Here is a 22,814-nt window from a genome sequence, read left to right on the forward strand (position 1 = left end):
TTTAGTTGCCAAGCACTGCAATAACGCGCGCTAAGTCTTCATGGGTATCTACGCCTGCTTGTGGTGCACACAGAGCTTTTGCGATTTTAATTTTGTGACCATGATAAAGTACGCGAAGCTGCTCTAATGACTCTAAAAGCTCTAATCGAGATTCTGGTAATTCGATGTAGTCCTTAATAAAGCCAGCACGATAAGCATATATACCAATATGGCGCGCAAAATCAGCAAGATTTAGCTTATCTCGGTCATCATTCATCATCGCATCACGGTGATAAGGGATTGGCGAACGCGAAAAATACAGTGCATTGTTGTCTGCATCGTTAATGACTTTTACACAGTTGGGATTAAATATATCATCAACCTCATCAATGCTGGTGCTCAAAGTCGCCATTGGCGCATCAGAATCAGCAAGTAACATGGCAACTTGAGATACATTTTCGCTTGCCAATAAGGGCTCATCACCTTGCACGTTGACAACAATAGTGTCACTTTCAAGTTTTAACTGTTCAACAACTTCAGCTAAACGTTCTGTGCCTGATTGGTGATCTTCACGTGTCATTAATACATTATCAGTAAAGTTCTTTACTGCATCAAACACTGTTTGATGATCAGTCGCTACATAAACTTGTGATGCACCAGAAGCAACCGCTTTTTCATAAACATGTTGGATCATAGGTTTACCACAAATATCAGCAAGTGGTTTGCCTGGTAAACGCGTCGATGCGTAGCGAGCTGGGATAACGACTACGAATTCCACTTATCAACCTCTTCTTGGCTTAATTCACGGGCTTCATTTTCTAAAAGCACCGGGATATCGTCTTTGATTGGGTACGCTAGTTTCGCAGCAGTACTGATAAGCTCTTGATTATCTTTATCAAGACGTAATTTACCTTTACACACTGGGCAAGCGATAATTTCAAGTAATTTTGTATCAAAGGCCATTGAGGATCCCTTTTTGTTTTAATAATAAATTAAGTTTTTCGATAACTGCTGCTGTTGGCTTTGCATCAACAGGTAAATAATACCAATTTGGTTTAGCAAAACTAAAGCATTTAACTGCATCTTTTTCTGTCATAAATACAGCGTCATCTGCAAAATCGCTAAAGTCATTTGCTTGGTAGGCATAATGATCACGAAAATGATGAGTCGATAGTAAGTTAATGCCTTGCTGCTCAAGACTTATTTCAAAGCGTTTCGGGTTACCAATAGCACTGACCGCATGGCCTTTATCTTGAACTGAATTGACAAGTTCTGAATTACTTACGGTTCGAAATGGGCTTGATGCTAAATCATAGCGGCTTTGAGCGTTGCCACCATTTTCTATGACTAAATCAACCGATTTTAAGCGCGCTTTGGTTTCACGAAGTGGACCAGCAGGCATTAATAAACCGTTACCAAATTGGCGTTCACTATCAACAATACAACATTCGATATCACGCGCCATTTTATAATGCTGCATGCCATCATCAGAAATAATGACATCGATATCATGTTGTTCTAATTTTTTTATACTGGCTTGTCGGTCAGGGCCAACCATTACAACACAACCTAGGCGGCGTTTAATAAGTACTGGTTCGTCACCCGCTTGCGCTGTACTCGTTTGTTCAGTCACTAACAAAGGATACGAATCAGACTGACCACCATAGCCACGACTGATCACCGCCACTTTTAAACCTTGCTGCTGTAAGTACTCAGCAAGCCAAATAACAAATGGCGTTTTGCCGTTTCCACCCACACTTATGTTACCAACAACAATGACAGGAACATGCGCTTTAAATGCTTTTAGAATATTAAGCTTATAAAACAAAGCTCGAAGTTTTGAGATAAGCCAAAAAAGCACACTGAAAGGAAACAGTAAAACACTGATTAAACCTGGCTTTTTATACCAGCTTTTTTCAATAACACTCACTATTGCTCACCAAACTGCATTTTACATAACGCACTATAGGTACCGTCTTTTTCAAGCAGCTCGCTATGCGTGCCCTTTTCGATAACTTGACCATGGTCGATAACATAAATGCAATCACTGTTTTCTATTGTAGATAAACGGTGTGCTATCACAATCGATGTTTTTTGTTTCATTAAGCTATCAAGTGCTTGTTGGATCAGTTTTTCAGATTCAGTATCAAGTGCAGATGTTGCCTCATCTAGAATCAAAATAGGGGCATCTTTTAATATTGCACGCGCAATGGCTATTCGCTGACGCTGGCCGCCTGACAACATAACGCCGTTTTCACCCACCATGGTATCTAAACCTTCTGGTAAGTCTTTAACAAACTCCCAAACATGGGCTTTCTTGGCAACGGCCATTAACTCCTCGTTTGTTAATTCGCGGTCGAGGCCATAGCAAATGTTATTCGTTATGGTGTCATTAAATAAAACCACTTGCTGTGAAACGAGTGCAAATTGCTTACGTAAATCTGTCAGTTTGTAATCAGCAATGTTGACGCCATCAAGCAAAATTTCACTATCACCTTCAAGCTCATAATAACGTGGTAATAAATTTGAGATGGTCGATTTACCTGAGCCAGAACGGCCAACCAATGCGATGCTTTCGCCAGCATTAATCGAAAGTGATAAATTCTTTAATACAGGCTCATCTTTCGTTGGGTATTTAAAGGTCACATTGTTTACTTCAATTTTCCCAGTTACTTTGTCAACGCTGTAAGTGCCAGTGTCTTTTTCTACTTCTTCATCAAGTACTAAAAAGATACTTTGCGCTGCCGAAATACCACGTTGTAAATCGCTATTAACGTTTGAAAGTTGCTTCAGTGGGCGTAATAACATCATCATTGATGAAATAAGTAATACGAAGTCACCTGAACTGATGGTATCAATCATCGACGGCATAGACACAACCCATAAAATCACGGCCATCGCGCTTGCTGCCAAAATTTGGATAACAGAAACGCTTAACGCTTTAGTTGCATCCATTTTAATGCGCTGCTGACGATTATGATTATTAATAGCCGAGAATTGCGATATCTCTTGCTGTTGACCACCAAAGCCATGAATCACCTTGTGACCAGATAGCATTTGCTCTGAGCTGCGAGTTACTTGGCCCATAGCAGATTGGATTTTTTTAGAAATCATACGAAAACGTTTCGACACAAAGGCGACGATCACGGCCACCAGCGGAATAATGACTAAAAATATCAGTGATAGCTTCCAACTGGTATAAAACATATTAAATAGTAAGAAAACAACAAAGGCCCCTTCTCTAACAACAATTAATAGGGCTTTAGTAATGGCTTGTTGAACCTGCTCAGTATCAAAGGTGATTTTAGAGATTAAATCGCCATTTGAATTTTTATCATGAAAGGACACCGGCAGATGTAAAATATGTTCGAATAATTGTTGGCGCAACGTTCTTACAACTTGAGAGCCTACATAACTTAAACAGTACGACGACATATAGTTAAACATGCCACGACCTAATACCAATGCAATTACAACAAATGGTGCATAAGTTAAAACATCAGTGTTACGATCATTTAAACCTTCATCAATGAAGGGCTTCATTAAATTGATAAACAATGCATCCATGGCTGAATAGCCAATCATGCCTACAATGGCGAAAAACGCGATTAACTTATAGTCACCCACATAACTGATTAATCGCTTATAGATTTGGGATGTAGTTTGATCCATAACACTCTCTTATTCATAGACTTCGACTATTGTAGCCTTTAGGGGGTAAAAACAAAACGTCAATCTTGTTCGAACCAATAACTTTCCTGCTCTCGCGCAAATTCTAAGCGATAAGTATCTGAATAAAATTTTATGCGTATATGACCATTCTCTGCCGTCGATAACTGCTTTATATGGTGTTGGTTATAACGGTTTACAACCTCAGGATGAGGAAAGCGCCATTGCCCTTGATAAGCAGATGAATGGATAACCACTTCCGGGTTTACTGCACCTATAAACTCATAACTTGAAGAGGTATTACTACCATGATGGGGGCTTATTAAAATAGTCGCTCCTAAATCCATCCCCTCTTCAACAAGCTTAGTTTCTGCCGCTGCGGATATATCCCCAGTCAGTAACACTGAATAATTAAAACCAGTTACTTTTAATAAACACGACTGATCATTACGGCTAGCGCTTTCTACCTTTGCTGTAAAACTTCTGATTTTAAGCTCATCAAGCTTGAGCGTTGCTGTTTTGCACTTATTTCCCAGCCCCTGAGGATGAAAGATAGCTAGAGTGTGTTGAAAGCCAACCATTTTCCAACTTGCTAAACCGCCGGAATGGTCGTTATCTAAGTGGCTTATTATTGTTGCGATAACAGATAACTGTTGTTTATTGATGTTATTAAGTAATACGCGGTGTACATAATCATAACGGCCAAAATACTGTGGGCCTAAATCATAAATTATCGCTTTATTTTTGTGGCTTACCATCACCATTAAGCCATGACCGACATCAAACACATCCAACTGAAACTTAGCTTCTGGCTGTAATTCACTATCGACGGCATATATACAAACAGGAATTAAGCACACATATTTATTTGGGCTAAAGTACAACAGCAGAAGTGTTATGTAACTTATGATCAATAATAAAAAATTAAACTCATTAAACGACAACCAACGCCAGTCACTAGGGATAGAAAGTAGTAATTGATAGCCACAATACAGCGCACTGTCGACGACTGATAACAAACCAGAAATATCCAGCAGACTGGAAGCCAAACTATAAAAAATTAAGAAAGGTAATAACAGCACACCAACCAAGGGCACAGCAATAAGGTTAATCAATAAACCTATGACACTAGTCCCTGAGAAGTAATATAAGGATAGAGGCAATAAACCAACAAATAAAGAGCACTGAACTCGCAATAGCTGTGCAAATCGCTTTAAAAAACCAAGTGACAAATTAACTGTGTTTTTAGTCAGTAGAAAGATGATCGTAACGGCCAAAAAACTGAAATAGAGCCCGGGGTTCAAAAGTGCAAATGGGTCTATAAACAACACAACACTCAAGGCGTACAAAATAGAACGCCAACGCACTGGGTTTTTCCCTAGGTTATAAATAACAAGGTAACAGCCTAACATCAGCAGCGCTCGGCTTGCGGAAACTATAAAATCACTTAAATAGACATAGACGAACGAGCAACAGAAGCCTACAAAAACAAATAACTTATTTAATTGAATTGATTGTCTTACGCGTAAATGACTCACTCTTAACAGCCACTTACTACTATAAAAGCCGACTGCAAAGATAAGTCCGATATGAAGACCTGAAATAGCAAGCAGATGCGACAAACCTAATTCACGTAGGTGTTTTCTATCTTCATAGCTTATTTTACTTTTGTCACCGGTTAAAAGCGCATAATAAAGCCATTGTAATTGGGTGTTTGCCGTCACTTTTTCAATATATGTCCGGTAACTCACTCGAAGGGAGTCATATCGATGATGATTTAAATAGCTTATCTCTCCTACGCTTCGGCCTTTATAAAATACTCGCTCAAGTAATGCTTGCCGTTCTCTATCAAAACTATAGAAATTTTTTACCGATCTGTAAGGTTTAAGTTTGAGTTCTGCGCTTAATTCATCTCCACTAGTAACAGGTTTATCTGAAGTAATGCTTAGCATTGCATTAGGAGCAGGCCGTATGCCTGTAGAGCAAGATTCAATATTTTTCATACTTGCTTTAATGTAATAAGGGCTTTGTTCACTGTAAGTTTCAACTACCTCAAATCGAACTAATCGGCTTTGTTGATAATCGATTTGACAGTCAGAGATGGAGTAAAAAATGAAGTAATGAAAAATCACTACTAAAATAGCGCAAATAAACCCTGACAATAGAGTTAAAAAAGGCTTAAAATAGGCACCTGCTAGCAATACAGCAAAACTCATTATATAAAACGCCGCAGTGCCAAATGTATATAGGGTGAAAAAACAGCCTATGACAAAGCCGCTGCATAACCAAATAGATGTAAATGGTTGCTTTAAATGGCTAAGAAAACGATCCAACGCTTTTTACCTGATCATAACAAGGTAAAAGAACACAAGTATTTAAGAATTTTTGGTCGTTTATTGCATGATGCCAATTTATGGCACTTAAATAGACGCTCAGCACGCGGTGCATTTGCAGTTGGTTTATTTTTTGCGTTCATCCCTGTTCCTTTTCAAATGGTTCTTGCAGCCGCCCTGGCTATTCCATTTCGAGTAAATTTACCGATTTCTGTTGCAACAGTGTGGATCACTAACCCACTGACCATGCCTCCTATTTTCTATTGTTCATATATTGTAGGCACCATTGCCCTTGCTCAACCACAGCAGCACTTCCAATTTGAACCAAGCTGGCAATGGTTTATAGATAGCCTTACAACAATTGGCCCAGCATTTTTAGTTGGCTCATTTATATGTGCAACAGCTGCGGCAATCATTGGTTATTTTGGTACCGACATGCTTTGGAAACGTTCAGTCCGTAAAGCATGGATACATCGCCATAAAAAATAACTGATTTCAGTATAGACAAAAAACCCAGCTTAAAGCTGGGTTTTTTATTTCTTGCAAGAAAGCTATTTGCTTTGCAAACAACTCTCTAATTATTACTTCTTACGAAATACACGACGTGCTGCTGCAAATGGTAATAGCAATAATGCATACCAAGGGAAGCTTGCTGATTGACGCTCGTATTGTTCAATCTCTTCTGCAGGACATTCTTCAACGCTGCCGTCAATTGGTGTTAACTTAACAGCCACTGCGACACTTTCATATTCGATATTGCCATTAACATCGACTACAACGTTACCGAATGAATCTGTCTTTTCAACAGTTTTAGTCGCAACACCGAAGATTTCATTATTGTTGTTAATTGATTTCGCTTCAGCAACCGTGTATTTAAAGCGAGTCTCACCATCTTCTTCATAACAAGGTAATAAATCGTTTAAGTTAACAACTGAATCTTCACCAATGGTGTACATGAAACCTTCACGACGACGCGTAGAAGTATTGTAAATATCTGTTTCGCCCTCACCAACAACAATACCATTGTCATTGATATCGTTAGCTAATGAACTTGAGCTTGAGAAGTAATCCGTTGGGAAAACAACGCTATCGCTATTTTTATCGTAGTAGAAAAATTTTGTACGCGTTGTACCGTCGATACGCTTGCTCGCGTAGCCAACAATAACATTATCATTATTTACCGCTAAAGGCTGACCCGAAATCCAATCATCCTCTTGGTCGATAAATTCTTTTACTTCACCATTTTCGAAAATAACAGGCATAGTAATACGTGTACTATTACTCTTGTAACGCACATCAGACGTACCAACCACTAAACCATTTTCGTTGATCGCAAGTGCGTTACTACGGAACGCGAAATCTTCGTCATCTTCAGGCGTTAAACCTAAGCCATACATTTCTGTATTGGTGATGTTTAGATTACTGTCTAATGTCCACTTAACAGCTCGTTTATTATAAATACCCGTTGAATAAGTACGGTTGTACGCTTCTACACAGTCTGAAACTGGTTCATCTTCGCCGTCACAGTTATCAGTAATATCATCCAGTGGATCAACCGCAATATCCGTTGAAACAGTACCTACAACTTCATAGCCATTTGCTGTTTTGATAATGTCATTAGCTGAGCTAACACCACCATACTCATCAAACTCTGGTGCTATTTCAACTTTCACACCGTCTTCGCTGATAACAATTGCACGGCTAATGAAGTCTCTTAAAAAGTGGGTTTCTTCTTCATCTTCATCTGTTTGAGTGAACGATGTTTTTTCGTAAGGTGCACTGCCCCAACCAACCATTACACCGTCATCTGTTACAGCATTTAGTAAGTTAGAAGTCGAGCGTGTTAAGCCGTCAAAATCAAGAGACTGTTCATCAAATAAAACTTGTTCTGAAGCACCTTCAGATGTGTAAAGTGTTGTAATTGCACTTGATAATTTTTGATATTCTGAGTCAGTTGAACGACCTGTTAAAAAACTTACCATAAATGCATGAGCATCGGCATTTGTATTTACCACATCGTTATTCTCAATATCATCAAGCGTGAATGTAATTTCTTTATCAATGAGTTCATACTGCTTTTTAGCTGTATCATAAGCATCTTTGATCGACGAATCTGTAAAATCGATATAAGAGACATCAACGGGTAATTTGTAAAGGCCATTTGCTAAGCCTATGATGTGACCGTTTTCACTAACATCTGTTACGTAGTTAAATTTAGCGCCATCAATTCCACCTAATTCTTCTAATTTATAGGTTGCGCTCATCGCTGAGGTACTTAGGGTGGCTAAAATACTGGCAGCGAGTAATTTGTATTTCATTTTAATCCTTACTACTGATTCTTTAAATCTTCGAGTTCTTCCCAGCGCTCAAAAGCGACTTCAAGCTCAGACTCTAACTCGGCTAAATGGTTCAATGCTTCTGTTGTAATTGCAGCATCTTGCTTAAAAAAGTCAGGGTCATTAACCACAACTTGCTGAGCGTCTAACGCTTTTTCAAGTTGTTCCACTTTACTGGGTAATTCTTCTAATTCAAGTTTTAATTTGTAAGAGAGTTTATTACTTTTCTTTGGTGTTTTATCTTGGCTAACAACGGCCGGCTTTTCTTGTTTAATTTGTTGCTGTTGTTGTTTTTCTTGCTCAGCTAAATGAGCTGCATACGCTTCATAGTCGCTATAGCCACCAACAATGTCGGTGATCTTGCCGTTACCTTCAAATGCCCATACAGAATTACAGGTATTATCAATAAATTCACGGTCATGGCTTACAATCAGTACAGTGCCCTGATATTGGTTAATGATCTCCTCTAAGAGCTCTAAAGTTTCAATATCGAGGTCATTGGTTGGCTCATCGAGAACAATTATGTTAGATGGCTTTAAAAATAACTTTGCTAATAATAAGCGGTTTTTCTCACCACCTGAAAGCGCTTTTACTGGCGTACGCGCTCTTGCCGGTGGGAATAAGAAGTCTTGCAAGTAACCTAGCACATGACGTGAGCGCCCGCCCATCATCACTTCTTGCTTACCTTCAGCTACGTTATCTTGTACTGTGGCTTCTTCATCAAGCTTTTGACGATATTGGTCAAAATAAGCAAACTCTAAGTTAACACCTTGCTTAACACTGCCGCTATCTGCTGTTAAGTCACCAAATAAAATTTTAAGCAGTGTTGTTTTACCAATACCATTTGGGCCAACAAGGCCAACACGATCGCCACGCATAACAAGGGTCGAGAAATCTTTCGCGATCACTTTATCTTTAAATGCATGACAGATGTTTTTCGCTTCGAATACTAATTTACCTGAACGATCCGCTGTTTCAATATTGAAGTCGGTTTTACCTACCTGATCAACACGCTGCTTACGCTCTTTACGTAACTCTTTTAAAGCGCGTACACGGCCTTCATTACGCGTTCTACGTGCTTTAATACCTTGGCGGATCCACGCTTCTTCTTCTGCTAAGCGTTTATCAAATAGTGCGTTTTGTGTTTCTTCTACTTTTAAATCATGCGCTTTTTGCTCAAGATATGTCGCATAATCGCCTGGGTACGAAACCAGTTTACCGCGATCTAAATCAAGAATACGGGTTGCAACTGCTCGAATGAATGCACGGTCGTGAGAAATAAAAACGATACCGCCTTTAAACTCTTTTAAAAACTGCTCAAGCCAAATAACACTACTCATATCTAAGTGGTTGGTAGGCTCATCAAGTAGCAGTAAATCGGGTTCACTAACCAAGGCTCTTGCAAGAGCAACTTTACGTAACCAACCACCCGATAATGATTCAAGCTTGGCTTCTGGATCTAGCTCTAAACGAGATAAAACGAGCTGAATACGGGTATCAAAACGCCAGCCATCAACAGTTTCTAATTGATTAGATAAACGCTCTAATTTGTTAAGTAATTTATCGTTATAGTCTGTTTGCATTTGATTACTAACTTGGTGATATTCTATCAGTAAGTTAGCGATGTCAGGCATGCCCTGCGCTACATAATCAAATACTGAGCCTGCCGCCCCTTTTGGTGGATCTTGCTCTAAACGAGAAATGCGAATACCGCCTAATTGGTTGATTTCGCCATCATCCAATGTCACTTGGCCATCAAGCACTTTTAGTAGTGTTGATTTACCAGCACCGTTTCGACCAACGATACAAACACGCTCACCTGACTCAATAACGGCATCGGCATCATCTAGTAGTGGATGCGTACCATAAGCGAGTTGAGCTTTGGCTATTCTGATTAAATCCATCGTGATTACTACTCTTATTCTTTATTATCAGCAATAAATTGCGCTAATTGATCAGCATCAAAAGGCCAAAATAATTTCTCGCCTTGATGAGATTCCACAACCGGAATACTGGTTTGGTAAAGTTCAATCAGCTGTTCACTGTCCATAATGTCTTTTGCTACAAACGAAGCGTTTGCAGCAATTAATAATTCATCGGCCATTTCACACAGATGACAGCCATCAGTGTGGTACAGGGTAAAATTAGCCATGAGTAATAAGCCAGCTATTATGAATTTGCTTATTACGTTTAAAATCTGGTGATAAAGTCTTGTCAGAAATGTTTTCTGCTTTTAAACCCAGACCCATTAGCCCTACTTCATCCATACTAAAGCCACGCTTATTGTTTGAGAATATAAGCGTACCGTTCGGGCTTAAAATTTTCTTAACCCAGGTAAGTAGTTTGATATGGTCGCGTTGTACATCAAACGCATCTTTCATACGTTTTGAGTTTGAGAACGTCGGTGGATCTAAGAAAATTAAATCATATTGGCCTTGTGCATACTCAAGCCACTTCAAGCAGTCTGCTTGCTCAAAACGATAACGGGTATTACTGATATCATTCAGAGCAAAGTTTTCTTGCGCCCACTTTAAGTAGGTTTTTGACATATCAACCGTGGTAATGGCTTTAGCACCACCCACAGCAGCATGCACAGATGCGCTGCCTGTATAAGCAAACAAGTTTAAGAAACGTTTGCCTTGTGCGTTTTGTTGAATATAACGACGAGCTAATCGGTGATCTAAGAACAAACCAGTATCTAAATAATCAAATAAGTTTACTTTGAACTTAGCGCCAAACTCTTCAACTACTTGAGTACGATTTTGTTTTGCTACCTTGGTATATTGCTCTTCACCTTTTTGCTTTTTACGCACTTTAACTGCAATATTTTCTGGTGGTATCTTTAACTGCTCAGCGGTCAAGCTGATCACATCTTGCAAACGTTTTTGAGCCGTATTGTCATCGATTTCTTTCGGTGCAGCATATTCAAAAATAACCGCTGAATCATCGTATACATCAACAGCTACGTTATATTCTGGAATATCCGCATCATAAACACGGTAGCAGCTTACTTCATTTTGCTTTAACCAGTTCTTTAAATTTTGCTTATTTTTCTTTAAACGGTTTGCAAAGGCTGTTGAACCTTCAAAATTAAGAGCCGGCTTATCTTCTTTGCTAAGTTCTACTTGTTTATCGTCAAGTTGGTAAAGATTTAATACAACATCTAACGGGCCATTTTTAAACTTATAGCGTTTTAACTTAACTAACTTTAATAACTTAAATAAGCTTTCGTCAGTGCCAAGTAAAGCAAGTTTCCAATGATTAAAGTGCTTTTTGAAGCCAACACCTAAGCTACGGTGTAAGTTAACCAGCTCAGCCATTGAGCCTAAACGTTCACCATAAGGTAAGTTTGAAATCACCACACCAGATAGTTTCGCAACTGAGGTTAATTTAGTGGCATCGCTTTGTTTAAACTTAATCACACTACCAAGGTCAGCACGCTCTGCGTTTTCTTGAGCTTTTGAAATCACACTGCCGTCAATATCATGGCCAATAAGCCAAAGTTTAGGATCTGTAATTTGTGCAGTTAGTTCTGCTTTTAATTCTTTGTATTTTTGAATTCGGAAACTAGGCAGGCGCTCAAAGGCAAAACCTTCACGGAATAAGCCCGGCGCTTCATTGCGTGCCATGCTTGCAGCTTCAATTAAAATGGTACCAGAGCCACAACATGGATCGAATAAAGGTTGCTGTACGTTTTCAAGCCAACCACTTCGTTTCACAAGAGCTGCAGCTAAATGCTCTTTAATCGGCGCTTTGCCTTGATCTTGACGATAACCACGCTCAGATAAACGCGGGCCAGAATAATCGATATAAAGCGCAACACCTTGACGGTTCAACCTTGCTACAACACGCACATTGGCATTGTATTTATCAACATCCGGACGTTGCTCGAATAAATCCGCGAAGTAATCAACAATCGCATCTTTTACAACTAGACCTGAAAATTGCGTATTTTTTAAGTCGTTATTTGTACCACTAAAATCAACAGCAAAGGTTTGTTTAGGGCCAAACCACTCCTGCCAAGGCTGTAAGCGTGCAAATTGATAAAGGCTGTGTTTGTCTTTTACGCCTTCTTTTTCTTCTATCAGCATCATGATACGAGTCGCAAAACGGCTCGATAAACAAATCTTTTGTGCTAATAAGCTATCTGCTTCAAAACGTACAGAGCCCACGGTTTGTTTTGAGACTTCGGCACCAAGTGCTGTAAGCTCATCAACAAGTAAATTTTCTATTCCGATAGAAGTAAGTGCGATAAATTGCAAAGTAAAAACCCTTAAATGCTAATTGCGCAGGATTATAGCATAGCTTGGCGAACAAAAACGCCAACATTTGCAGGGATATTAGGCAGATTTAAACTGTTTTTGTTGAATATAAACAGGATGGATACGGTTATTTAAAACCTTAATAGCCTCAAACTGTTCAAGAGAAAGGTTTTCGTCTAGTTGAAAGTGTTGGCTTAGGTTAATACACACTGAGGCTTCGCTTGAGTGGTCAACAATTAAAAACTCACCTTCTTGTGCCTGTGAGCACAATTTAACAACCGCTTCAACACTTGGCTGGCTGCCATGATACTCATGAAAGAACCAACTTTTTGCAAGTACTGGCTTTAAATGAAATTTGACCGCAGTGGCATTTAGCGCGATTTGGCAAAGCTCTGCAGGGTTCCATAGTGAGAAAGTTTCGAGGTATTGATAAACTTGCTGATAAAATGCAGCGTCTTCAAGGCTAAAGTTAGGCTCTTGTAAAACAGCATCGGTGAGTTGGCGAAGTTTGTAAGGCGTGCACAGTTGCATATCTTGGTCTAGGTCAACCAAAAGACGATTATTTTTTGCACAAGCAAGCCATTTCCATTGCTTAGATGCTTGTAACATGTCTCCTCCCTAACGAATAAATACTGTGCGCATAATCACAAATTATAACTAAAGCAGACCATTAATAAAATGATTTCTTAGAACATTTTATTAATGATCAATTGCTTAGATAACTGATCCTTATAAGCTGTTAAGGATCGTTTTTACCAATTCTGGGCCTTTATAAATGAAACCAGTATAAACTTGTACAAGGTCTGCACCTGCTGCAAATTTCTCTTTTGCCGAATCCGCATCGTCAATGCCACCCACACCAATGATAGGTAGTTTACCTTCGGTTAAACGCTTAAGTTCACTAACCACATGGGTTGAACGCTGACGCACAGGCTGGCCTGATAAACCACCCGCTTCATTTGCGTATTGTTGACCTTGTACCATTGCACGCTCAAGTGTGGTGTTTGTAGCAATAACACCATCGATCTTATTGTTGATCAATGACTCACTAACTTGGCCGATTTGTACTTCATCAAGATCAGGGGCGATCTTAACTAGCATAGGCACTTGCTTGTTATGTTTGGCCACTAGATCAAGCTGTTCATTCTTTAAGCTTTGCAATAAGTCATCAAGCGCTTCGCCGTATTGTAAATCACGAAGACCTGGGGTATTCGGTGAAGAAATATTTACTGTGATATACGATGCATGCTCAAATACTTTACGCATACAGTGAATGTAATCATCTTTACCCTGCTCGTTTGGTGTATCTTTATTTTTACCAATATTAATACCTAGAATACCGTCGTATTTCGCTGCTTTAACATTGTTAACTAGGTTATCAACGCCCTTATTGTTAAAGCCCATGCGGTTAATAATCGCATTTGATTCAGGTAAGCGGAAAATACGTGGCTTGTCATTACCCGCTTGAGGACGTGGTGTAACAGTACCTACTTCAACAAAACCAAAACCCATTTGCGAAAATGCATCAATACACTCAGCATTTTTATCTAAGCCAGCCGCTAAACCTACTGGGTTTTTAAACTCTAAACCTAAAAAGTTGACGGGTTTATTAGGGACAGATTGAGACCACGCAGCACTCAATGGCGTATGAGCAAATCGGCGTAAATTATTAAGTGCAAATTCATGAGCCCACTCCGCATCACGGGTAAACATAAAACGGCGAGCTAGATCATAAAACATGGTTTGTTCCTTAGGTAAAAATAAACAAAGTAGCCGTTTATAAACGGACCATTGCAAATTAAGGGCAAAAAAATACCCCAGCGAGCTGGGGTATGTATTTTAACGACTTTTCACTTATTTGGAAGTGTCACAGTTGTGGCTTAACAACATTAGTTCACGAAGTGCCACTGAGAACTTCGCAAAATCATGGCTTTGCGATGTTTTGAACTCAGAAAGCATCTGCTTCCAACGTTGTAATAGTAGATCTTGGTTATCCATCCACTCATCAATTTGTGCATCAATGTCTTTGCTGTCAGCAGCAAAACTATTAAGTACCACAGCTGATAATGTACGTTGTTGCCAATCCAGCTCTTCACGGTAAGAAGCACGAGCAAGTGCTTGCCAGTGGTTCGCAACTGGTTGGTTGGTGATTTGGTCAAGGAACCAATGTAAGCCCATACGCGCACCTAGCTTGAAGTAGGTGTTAGAAACCATATCAATGCTACGCTCTGAATTGTTAGCGATTTCAGCTAAGTCCATTACAGAGAATAAGCTTGATAGTGACACAATACGTGTTGCAAGTGCTTTTGGTACATTGCTGTCAATTAGCTTCTCTGCCGCTTTAACTAGGCGCTCGCTTTCTTTTTCAACCATGTAGCTGTTTAAGTTTTCACTTAAATCAGCAAATGTTGGTGCAAAGAACTCAATTGCTTGCTCAATCGTTTGTGCTTTATTGCGATGACGTAAGAACCAACGTGTTGCACGACGAACCGTACGACGTAATTGATATAGCATTTCTGTTTGTACAGCTGCTGGGATCTTATTATCTAGTGCAACAATTGATGACCATGTTTCTGGCATCTGGAACACTTCTTTTGCAATTGAGTAGCAAAGTGCGATTTCAGCTTCGTTAGCACCTGTTTCTTCGTGCATACGAACCATAAAGTTAAGACCCATATCGTTAACGATGTTGTTTGCAAGTTTCGTTGCGATAATCTCTTTACGAAGTGGGTGGTTATCCATTGCATCGTTGAACTTCTCGCGAAGTGGTACTGGGAACGACTTAACTAATAACTGACGGTAGTAAGGGTTTTCAGTGATTTCATCAACCACTAGAGACTCTTTAAGAACCATCTTTGCGTAAGAAACAAGTACAGAAAGCTCTGGACGAGTTAAATCTTTACCCGCTGCTGCGCGCTCTGCAAGTTCTTCATCCGTTGGAATGAACTCGATTGCACGGTTAAGCTTGCCATCTTTTTCAAGGGCATGGATGAAACGTACTTTTTCTTTAAGCGTTGACGTACCTTTTGATTGAGTAATCGATAAGGTATGCGTTTGACGATAACAGTCTTTTAATACTAACTCAGATACTTCATCAGTCATTGAATAAAGTAACTCATCACGCTGTTTACGTGTTAAGTCACCTTCAGCAACTAGGCCATTAAGTAAGATCTTGATGTTTACTTCGTTATCTGAACACGCAACACCACCTACGTTATCGATGAAGTCAGTGTTAACACGACCGCCTTTAGCCGCAAATTCGATACGACCTAATTGTGTCGCACCTAAGTTACCGCCCTCACCTAAGATCTTCGCACCAAGCTCAGAACCGTTAATACGAAGTGCATCATTCGCGCGGTCACCAACATCAGCATCAGTCTCTTTAGAGTTCTTGATGTAAGTACCGATACCACCATTCCAAAGTAAATCAAACTCCATCATTAGAGCTGCTTTGATTAACTCGTTAGGTGTCATGCTCGCTTTCTTAGTGCCAAGCATTTTCTTCATTTCTGGGCTTAAGCTAATTGATTTAGCCGCACGAGAGAAAATTCCACCACCTTGAGAAATGAGGTCTTTATTGTAATCTTCCCAAGAAGAACGCGGTAGATTAAATAAACGCTCACGCTCTGGGTAAGATGTCGCTGCATCTGGGTTTGGATCAACAAAGATGTGCATGTGGTTAAACGCTACTTGTAAGCGAATATGCTTAGAAAGCAGCATACCATTACCAAATACGTCACCCGCCATATCGCCGATTGCCACAACAGTGAAATCAGTTGTTTGACAGTCAATGTCCATTTCACGGAAATGACGTTTAACAGATTCCCACGCACCTTTTGCTGTGATACCCATTTTCTTGTGGTCGTAACCTACAGAGCCACCTGATGCGAATGCATCACCTAGCCAGAAGTTATATTCATTTGCGATGCCGTTAGCAATATCAGAGAAAGTCGCAGTACCCTTATCGGCAGCAACAACTAAATACGGGTCATCTTCATCATGACGAACAACATTAACTGGTGGAACAATCTCACCACGTTCAATGTTATCTGTGATATCTAATAAACCACGGATGAAAATCTTGTAACACTCTTGGCCTTCTTTGAAGAATGCTTCACGGTCTGTCGGTAGCTGTTTACAGACGAAACCACCTTTCGAACCTACTGGCACGATAACCGTGTTTTTAACTTGTTGCGCTTTAACAAGACCCAGCACTTCAGTACGGAAATCTTCACGACGGTCAGACCAACGTAAACCACCACGAGCAACTTTACCACCACGTAAATGCACACCTTCAACGCGCGGCGAGTATACAAAGATCTCAAACGCAGGCAGTGGTAATGGCATTTCAGGGATCATAGAAGGTTGAACTTTGAACGATACGTATGATTTAAATTGGCCGTCCGCTTCTTTTTGGAAGAAGTTCGTTCTAAGAGTTGCATTGATCATATCAACGTATAAACGGATGATACGGTCATCATCTAGGTTTGCTACGTTTTCTAGTTCAAGGTTAACTTGTGCAACTAGCTTCTCAAGTGTCTTTTCACTGCCAGGGTTCTTAACTGAGAACTTTTTAGTAAATAAGTTAACGATTTGCGATGCAATGTGTGGGTAATTTGCAAATGTGCTTTCGATGTAAGTTTGCGAGAAAGTTACACCAATTTGACGCATGTATTTAGCGTAGGCACGAAGAATAGACGCTTCACGACCTGTTAAGCCACCCATTAATACTAAACGGTTGAAACCATCGTTTTCTAAGCGGTTATTCCACACATTTGTTAATGCAGCACGGAAACGCGCTGACACTTTATCAAAGTCAGCAATGCCTTTGTTGTCAATTAGCATGGTGAAGTCCATGATCCAATTAACTTTACCGTCAGTCGTTTTCACTGAGTAAGGTGTTTCACCTACTACACGTAAACCAAAGTTTTCTAACATTGGCATTACGTCAGATAAGTGAATTGGTACATCTTTATGGAATAAGCTTAGACGAACAACATTGGTGTTTGCTTCTTCTTGTGGACGGTAGAACAACATCTCAAGTTTGTTCTCGTCGTTTAGAAGTTCTAGCTTTTCAATATCAACAACCGCTGCACTTGGTAGAACCTGGTCTTTATAGGCACTTGCAAACGCTTGTGCATATTTACGGTTTAGTTCTTTACCGCGTGCTTCACCTGCGCTTTCAAGTAGTGCAGATTGGAGTCTATCTTCCCAAGTACGGGCAGCTTCAATTAGGTTGTTTTCGATGTCTTTCACGTTATATTCAATATTATTGTCAGTCACACGCACCGTGTAATGTGTACGGGCTAATGTTGACTCAGAGAAGAAAGTAGTAAATTCGACTTTTTCGTCAGAATTAAATGCATTGGCTAAGATACGTTGCGTTTCACGACGTAGAGCCGTGTTATAGCGCTCACGCGGAACATATACCATGCAAGAGAAGAAACGGCCATATGCGTCTTTACGCACAAAAATACGGCACATATCACGCTCTTGTACTTGTAATACGCCCATGGCAACTTCAAGTAGTTCAGCTTCACGTGCTTGCACAAGCTCATCACGTGGATACGTTTCTAAAATATTTAATACCGCTTTGTATGCATGAGTGCCTTTAGCAAAGTCACACATTTCCATAATGCGGTTAATCTTACTTTTCAGTACAGGTACATCAGCGGCGCTGTTGTTGTAAAAGCTTGATGAGAATAAACCAAGGAAGCGGTCTTCACCAATTACATTGCCCTCATCATCAAAACGCTTAATACCCACGTAGTCAATGTATGCAGGTCGATGTACACGAGACACTGAATTTGTTTTCGTTAAAATTAATAAGTTACTGCTACGCGCTTCTTGGCGAGCTACTTCAGGTAACTCAGAAAGTAAACGGCTATGCTCTTCGTCTGTGTTTTTCATTAGACCAAGGCTAGTGCCCTTTTTACCTTTTAACTGGTAATCACCTTGCACTGGCGAAAGTTCATACTCACGGTAACCCATTAGCGTAAAGTTATCTTTAGCTAACCAGTCTAAAAACTCTACCGTTTCTGCAACTTCGCTTTCGTTATTATTATGGTGGCGTTTAGGTAAGTCTTTCGTAACCGCAATTAGCTTTTCACGAATTGGCTGCCAATCTTCTACAGCGATAGATACGTCAACTAACACAGACTCAAGTTCTTTTTTGAAAGACTCAATTACTTTTGCATCTGTTTGACGATCAATTTCGATAAAGAACACAGTTTTTGTCGACGTTGATTCTTGCTCTGCTTTTAAGCTTGAAATACCGGTGATTTTAGCATTTTTATCACGCTGGATTTTCAGCGGAGAGTGAAGTAATAAGTGAGAAGCGATGTTTGCGCGAGTCATGGCCATGCGCACAGAATCAACGAGGAAAGGCATGTCTTTCGCGATGATTTCAACAATAGTGTGCGATGACTGCCAGCCATCTTTTGCTACTTCAGGATTGAAAACACGGACAACCGCGTCATCAGAATTATTTTTTTCTAGCGAGTTCCATAGGCTTAGTGCAGCGCCATATAAGTCACTATCGTTGCGATGAGCCAAATCCTCTTTAGACATATTGCTGTACAAGGCTTTGGCGAATTTCTCAACGAGTAACACATTATCAGCGTGAACTTTTTTCTGGATCAGCTTACAGACATTATCTAAGATAACCGAGGCTTGCCCTTCATTTCGTGTCATTGTATGTTCCTTAATCTATACTACTTATCGATTAGTAGAATATTTGTACAGCCATTTATTAGCGTGGAGTCAGGTAAATTCTAACTCTTTTACAGCTAATAAACAGCCTTTTCGATGAAATCATTTTAAGCTTTTCAGCTATTTGGTCATCTATTCACAAAATATAGATATAAATGGCCATTACTGGCCATATTGGAGCACAATTATTCACATTATTTTTTCTGGTCAGTCCAGAGGAAGCTACCAATTGCAGGTAAAAGTAGTACTGCACCCAACATGTTAACCAAAAACATGAAGGTTAGCAGAATACCCATATCCACTTGGAACTTCAGATCAGAGAAAATCCATGTGCTAACACCAATGGCTAAGGTAATACCTGTGAACAGCACTGCACTACCACGCTCTGCTAATGCATTACGATAAGCTACTTCCAGTGCCACACCTTGTTTTAGCTGCCCCATCATTGATGAAAGTATGTAAATCCCGTAATCGACACCAATACCAACGCCTAAAGCGATAACAGGTAATGTCGATACTGTTAAACCTATTTCAAGTTGTACCATCAACGCTTGCGCTAAGGTTGATACAATATACAGAGGTAATACAACCGCGACCGTTGCCTTAACACTTCTAAAGCTAATTAAGCATAGCAGGATTACGGCGCCGTAAACGTAAAGCATCATAGGTAGCTGTGCAGCTGATACAGATTCGTTCGTTGCAGCCATTACACCGACAGGGCCTGACGCTAACTTAAACTTTAATTCATCGGTTTCTTCAGCCTTAGCAAACTCTTTAACTTTAGCTACCACATGGTCAATTGTTTCTGCTTTGTGGTCATTTAAGAAAATAATCACAGGCATTACAGAGCAGTTTCCATCAAGTAAACCTGAGCTTGTTTCAACCCGTGAAGTAGCTTGCACTAAACTTGCCGTGTTGCGCGGCAGGCTTTGCCATTTTAGGTTACCTTCGTTGAAGCCGGCATTCACAGATTGCGCAACTGAGCTTAAGCTCACAGCGGATTGTACCCCATCAACGTTTTCCATCTGCCATTGGAAACGACTAATACGCTCCATAACATCATGCTCAGTACACGCAGCAGGATAAGCTTCAACAATCACTTTTAGGATATCTGATGAAATAGTGTATTTATCAGAAATCAAAAAGGTGTCTTGGTTGTAGCGAGCATCTTGGTGCAAAGATGGCGCACCAGCATGTAAGTCACCAATACGCATTTTGTCAGCTTGCCAGTAACCCACTGCAAATAACACAGCCGTTAAGACGATAATAAAACCAGCTGTTTTACGATCAGTCGCTTTTACTAATAGCTCGCGTAACTTGTCTAGTAGATTTGGTTTGTCAGTGTGAGTACCTGCTTGAATATGCACAGAGCCTTCAAAGCGCATGTACGATGCCCATACAGGTAATAAAATTAAGTTAGTGAAAATAATTACCGCTACACCCAAACTCGCTGTGATAGCAAGTTCACGAATAATACCAATATCAATGGTGAGTAAGGTTAAAAAACCAATTGTATCTGATAGCAGTGCAATACCACCTGGGATCAGAAGTGCTCTAAAGCTTGCCTGACAACAAACCCGAGTTGAACTACCCGTAGACACTTTTTTACCGATGTCATTAATCATTTGCACGCCATGGCTTACACCAATCGCAAACACTAAAAACGGCACTAAAATTGACATAGGGTCTAAACCAAAGCCTAAGCTTGAAAGCAAGCCTAACTGCCAAACAACAGCAATGATTGAACAGGCAATTGGTAAAATAGTCAGTTTTAAAGAATGGCAGAACAGCCAAACCATTACGAATGTGAAAGCAATGGCAATAGCAAAAAATAACAGTACCCCTTTAGCACCCTCTGCTACATCCCCTGCCATTTTCGCAAAACCAATAATATGAATACTGACCTTGTCAGTACTTAGCGGTTCACGAACTTGTGTTTCTAGCTTTTCTGCAAACGCTAAAGTGTCGAGTTTTTCTTGCGTTTGTGGATCAGTTTCGAGTAGTTGGGCGGTTACCATTGCACACGAATAGTCACTGGCAATCATACGGCCAACGACTTTTGCTTTTTCGATGTTTTCTTTTACAACTGCAAGACCACGTTTATCAGCAGTGAAGTTTGCCGGAATAATTGGACCGCCAGCAAAACCATCTTCAACCACTTCAACAAAACGCGCACTCGGTGCGAAGATTGAATTTACTAATGGGCGATTTACACCAGGAATAAAGTAAAGCTGATCATGAACTGCTTTAAGTTGGGTGAAAAATTCCTCATTAAAAATATCACCATCTGCATCACAGACAGAAATTAAAATGCTGTTAGCTCCGCCAAACTGTTTTTCATGTTTGGTGTAAACTTTCATGTAGTCATGATTAAGCGGAATATTTTTATTAAACGACGCGTCTAATTGAATTTGTGTTGCTTTGAATAATAAGAAGCAAGTGATCAAAGCAAAGGAAATAATTGCGAATAAGCGATGACGAAACACCGCTCTTTCTAAAATATCTAAAAAACCACGCATTACGGATTCAACTCCTTCACTTTAATGCCATTTTCTGAAGCCATAACTAGTTTGTCTTGAAACACAACACCATCAAGTAACGATTTACCATCGGCCATTTGTTGTTCTGATAATTGGCCATCCTCAATTTGGAAAATCACCCCGCTGTTGGCAAATAATAACCACTGGTTGTTGTATTTAATCGCGCTATTCACGGTTGCATAATTGTCGTGTGGTATTTGTTGCCATTGATCACTGCCTGCTTGGCGAGTGAAAATGTTGCCTCGAAGGCCTGCAACTAGATCTTCACCACCTTGATCTGCAGTTGACGCAAACGTAAAGAAAGAGCCCATATAGATCTCTTCAAGACGCTGCCATGTTTGACCATTATCGGAACTTTGTGCCATTAAACCCATTTCACCGGCTAGAAACAAACTCTCCTCAGTTTTAACGATGCGATTAAAATGCGGCAGTATTGAAGCAGTTTCAATTTCATAGCCTTCTGGGTCACTGTCTTTTAAATCATTTAGGTATTCACGGTCTTCTTCAAATAACAGACTATCTAAAAAACGTTTCTGCCAAGTTTGGCCACCATCGTTAGTTTCAAAAAACATTCCATATGCACCAACTGCGTAGCCATGTTTTTCAGTTGTAAATAAAATATCTAAACATGGCTTATCCATGTTTGGTAAAGATTGCTGTAACTGCCAGGTTTTTCCTGCATCTACAGTATTAATGATGGTTGCATCATGACCACAGGCCCAGCCTAAATCGTTATTATAAAAATCAACGGCTGTTAGCAGCACTTGAGTAGGCACACTAGCTTGTTGCCAGGTTTGAGCGTCTGTACTTGTAATAACTACACCGTGTTTGCCAACTGCAATGAGATTTGGGCCAGCTAGTTCAATGTCGGTGAGAAGAGTTTTGTTTGCGTTAACAGCGCTAATCGCTTGTTGCGGCATAGGCATGTCTTGAGCAAAACATGAAGCACTATAAGCAAGACAGGCATAAAGCAAATACTTCATA

At 40.0% G+C, this 22,814-nt stretch carries 15 protein-coding genes; 1 reads left to right on the forward strand and 14 read right to left on the reverse strand.

Translation table 11 applies throughout. The features are described 5' to 3' along the window. Position 1: 1 nt before the first annotated feature. Genes kdsB through MTF66_RS05840 form a run of 5 tightly spaced genes read right to left on the reverse strand, consistent with a single transcriptional unit; the run spans position 2 to position 5,651 of the window. Entirely contained in the window at positions 2-757 is a 756-nt protein-coding gene (gene kdsB / locus MTF66_RS05820; RefSeq protein ID WP_248526706.1) for a 3-deoxy-manno-octulosonate cytidylyltransferase, read from the reverse strand. Then, on the reverse strand, positions 745-942 hold the full coding sequence (locus MTF66_RS05825; protein ID WP_248526707.1) for a Trm112 family protein: 198 nt from the start codon (positions 940-942) through the stop codon (positions 745-747). Before MTF66_RS05825 ends, kdsB begins: the two co-directional genes overlap by 13 nt. Then, positions 932-1,909, reverse strand: a complete 978-nt coding sequence (gene lpxK / locus MTF66_RS05830; RefSeq protein WP_248526709.1) for a tetraacyldisaccharide 4'-kinase — start codon at positions 1,907-1,909, stop codon at positions 932-934. The genes MTF66_RS05825 and lpxK overlap by 11 nt, the downstream gene beginning before the upstream one ends. Then, positions 1,909-3,651, reverse strand: coding sequence for a lipid A export permease/ATP-binding protein MsbA (gene msbA, locus MTF66_RS05835; protein ID WP_248526710.1), 1,743 nt, complete (start codon positions 3,649-3,651; stop codon positions 1,909-1,911). Before msbA ends, lpxK begins: the two co-directional genes overlap by 1 nt. Before the next feature lie 59 nt (positions 3,652-3,710). Continuing rightward, positions 3,711-5,651, reverse strand: a complete 1,941-nt coding sequence (locus tag MTF66_RS05840; protein ID WP_248526711.1) for a DNA internalization-related competence protein ComEC/Rec2 — start codon at positions 5,649-5,651, stop codon at positions 3,711-3,713. 309 nt (positions 5,652-5,960) lie between these two features. Between MTF66_RS05840 and MTF66_RS05845 the strand changes: the two genes are divergently transcribed. Next, positions 5,961-6,470, forward strand: a complete 510-nt coding sequence (locus MTF66_RS05845; RefSeq protein WP_054561579.1) for a DUF2062 domain-containing protein — start codon at positions 5,961-5,963, stop codon at positions 6,468-6,470. A gap of 92 nt (positions 6,471-6,562) precedes the next feature. On the opposite strand, the gene MTF66_RS05850 is transcribed toward MTF66_RS05845, so the two are convergent. From MTF66_RS05850 to MTF66_RS05890, 9 genes are all read right to left on the reverse strand, one after another. Continuing rightward, positions 6,563-8,299, reverse strand: coding sequence for a DUF3466 family protein (locus MTF66_RS05850; RefSeq protein WP_248526712.1), 1,737 nt, complete (start codon positions 8,297-8,299; stop codon positions 6,563-6,565). Positions 8,300-8,310: 11 nt separating this feature from the next. Then, entirely contained in the window at positions 8,311-10,221 is a 1,911-nt protein-coding gene (locus tag MTF66_RS05855) for an ABC transporter ATP-binding protein (protein WP_062564472.1), read from the reverse strand. Positions 10,222-10,235: 14 nt separating this feature from the next. Continuing rightward, on the reverse strand, positions 10,236-10,469 hold the full coding sequence (locus MTF66_RS05860; protein ID WP_248526713.1) for a glutaredoxin family protein: 234 nt from the start codon (positions 10,467-10,469) through the stop codon (positions 10,236-10,238). Then, entirely contained in the window at positions 10,462-12,579 is a 2,118-nt protein-coding gene (gene rlmKL / locus MTF66_RS05865) for a bifunctional 23S rRNA (guanine(2069)-N(7))-methyltransferase RlmK/23S rRNA (guanine(2445)-N(2))-methyltransferase RlmL (RefSeq protein ID WP_248526714.1), read from the reverse strand. The genes MTF66_RS05860 and rlmKL overlap by 8 nt, the downstream gene beginning before the upstream one ends. 78 nt (positions 12,580-12,657) lie before the next feature. Continuing rightward, on the reverse strand, positions 12,658-13,188 hold the full coding sequence (locus MTF66_RS05870; RefSeq protein WP_055022164.1) for a cell division protein ZapC domain-containing protein: 531 nt from the start codon (positions 13,186-13,188) through the stop codon (positions 12,658-12,660). Positions 13,189-13,308: 120 nt separating this feature from the next. Continuing rightward, positions 13,309-14,319, reverse strand: coding sequence for a quinone-dependent dihydroorotate dehydrogenase (gene pyrD / locus MTF66_RS05875; RefSeq protein ID WP_054561585.1), 1,011 nt, complete (start codon positions 14,317-14,319; stop codon positions 13,309-13,311). A gap of 114 nt (positions 14,320-14,433) precedes the next feature. After that, a complete protein-coding gene (locus MTF66_RS05880; RefSeq protein WP_248526715.1) occupies positions 14,434-19,272 on the reverse strand; it encodes an NAD-glutamate dehydrogenase in 4,839 nt (1,612 codons plus the stop codon). Between the two features lie 212 nt (positions 19,273-19,484). Beyond that, positions 19,485-21,809: an RND family transporter gene (locus MTF66_RS05885; protein WP_248526716.1), complete on the reverse strand. Its 2,325-nt coding sequence runs from the start codon at positions 21,807-21,809 to the stop codon at positions 19,485-19,487. Continuing rightward, on the reverse strand, positions 21,809-22,813 hold the full coding sequence (locus MTF66_RS05890; RefSeq protein ID WP_248526717.1) for a YCF48-related protein: 1,005 nt from the start codon (positions 22,811-22,813) through the stop codon (positions 21,809-21,811). The genes MTF66_RS05885 and MTF66_RS05890 overlap by 1 nt, the downstream gene beginning before the upstream one ends. Position 22,814: the final 1 nt, after the last annotated feature.

The sequence above is a fragment of the Pseudoalteromonas sp. 2CM39R genome, assembly GCF_023161845.1.

Bases quoted from the DNA above. Each gene is read 5' to 3' on its own strand.
- MTF66_RS05825 (WP_248526707.1), bottom strand. From the start codon at position 942: ATGGCCTTTGATACAAAATTACTTGAAATTATCGCTTGCCCAGTGTGT.
- msbA (WP_248526710.1), bottom strand. From the start codon at position 3,651: ATGGATCAAACTACATCCCAAATCTATAAGCGATTAATCAGTTATGTG.
- MTF66_RS05840 (WP_248526711.1), bottom strand. From the start codon at position 5,651: ATGAAAAATATTGAATCTTGCTCTACAGGCATACGGCCTGCTCCTAAT.
- MTF66_RS05845 (WP_054561579.1), top strand. From the start codon at position 5,961: ATGGCTAAGAAAACGATCCAACGCTTTTTACCTGATCATAACAAGGTA.
- MTF66_RS05850 (WP_248526712.1), bottom strand. From the start codon at position 8,299: ATGAAATACAAATTACTCGCTGCCAGTATTTTAGCCACCCTAAGTACC.
- MTF66_RS05855 (WP_062564472.1), bottom strand. From the start codon at position 10,221: ATGGATTTAATCAGAATAGCCAAAGCTCAACTCGCTTATGGTACGCAT.
- MTF66_RS05860 (WP_248526713.1), bottom strand. From the start codon at position 10,469: ATGGCTAATTTTACCCTGTACCACACTGATGGCTGTCATCTGTGTGAA.
- MTF66_RS05870 (WP_055022164.1), bottom strand. From the start codon at position 13,188: ATGTTACAAGCATCTAAGCAATGGAAATGGCTTGCTTGTGCAAAAAAT.
- pyrD (WP_054561585.1), bottom strand. From the start codon at position 14,319: ATGTTTTATGATCTAGCTCGCCGTTTTATGTTTACCCGTGATGCGGAG.
- MTF66_RS05880 (WP_248526715.1), bottom strand. From the start codon at position 19,272: ATGACACGAAATGAAGGGCAAGCCTCGGTTATCTTAGATAATGTCTGT.
- MTF66_RS05885 (WP_248526716.1), bottom strand. From the start codon at position 21,809: ATGCGTGGTTTTTTAGATATTTTAGAAAGAGCGGTGTTTCGTCATCGC.
- MTF66_RS05890 (WP_248526717.1), bottom strand. From the start codon at position 22,813: ATGAAGTATTTGCTTTATGCCTGTCTTGCTTATAGTGCTTCATGTTTT.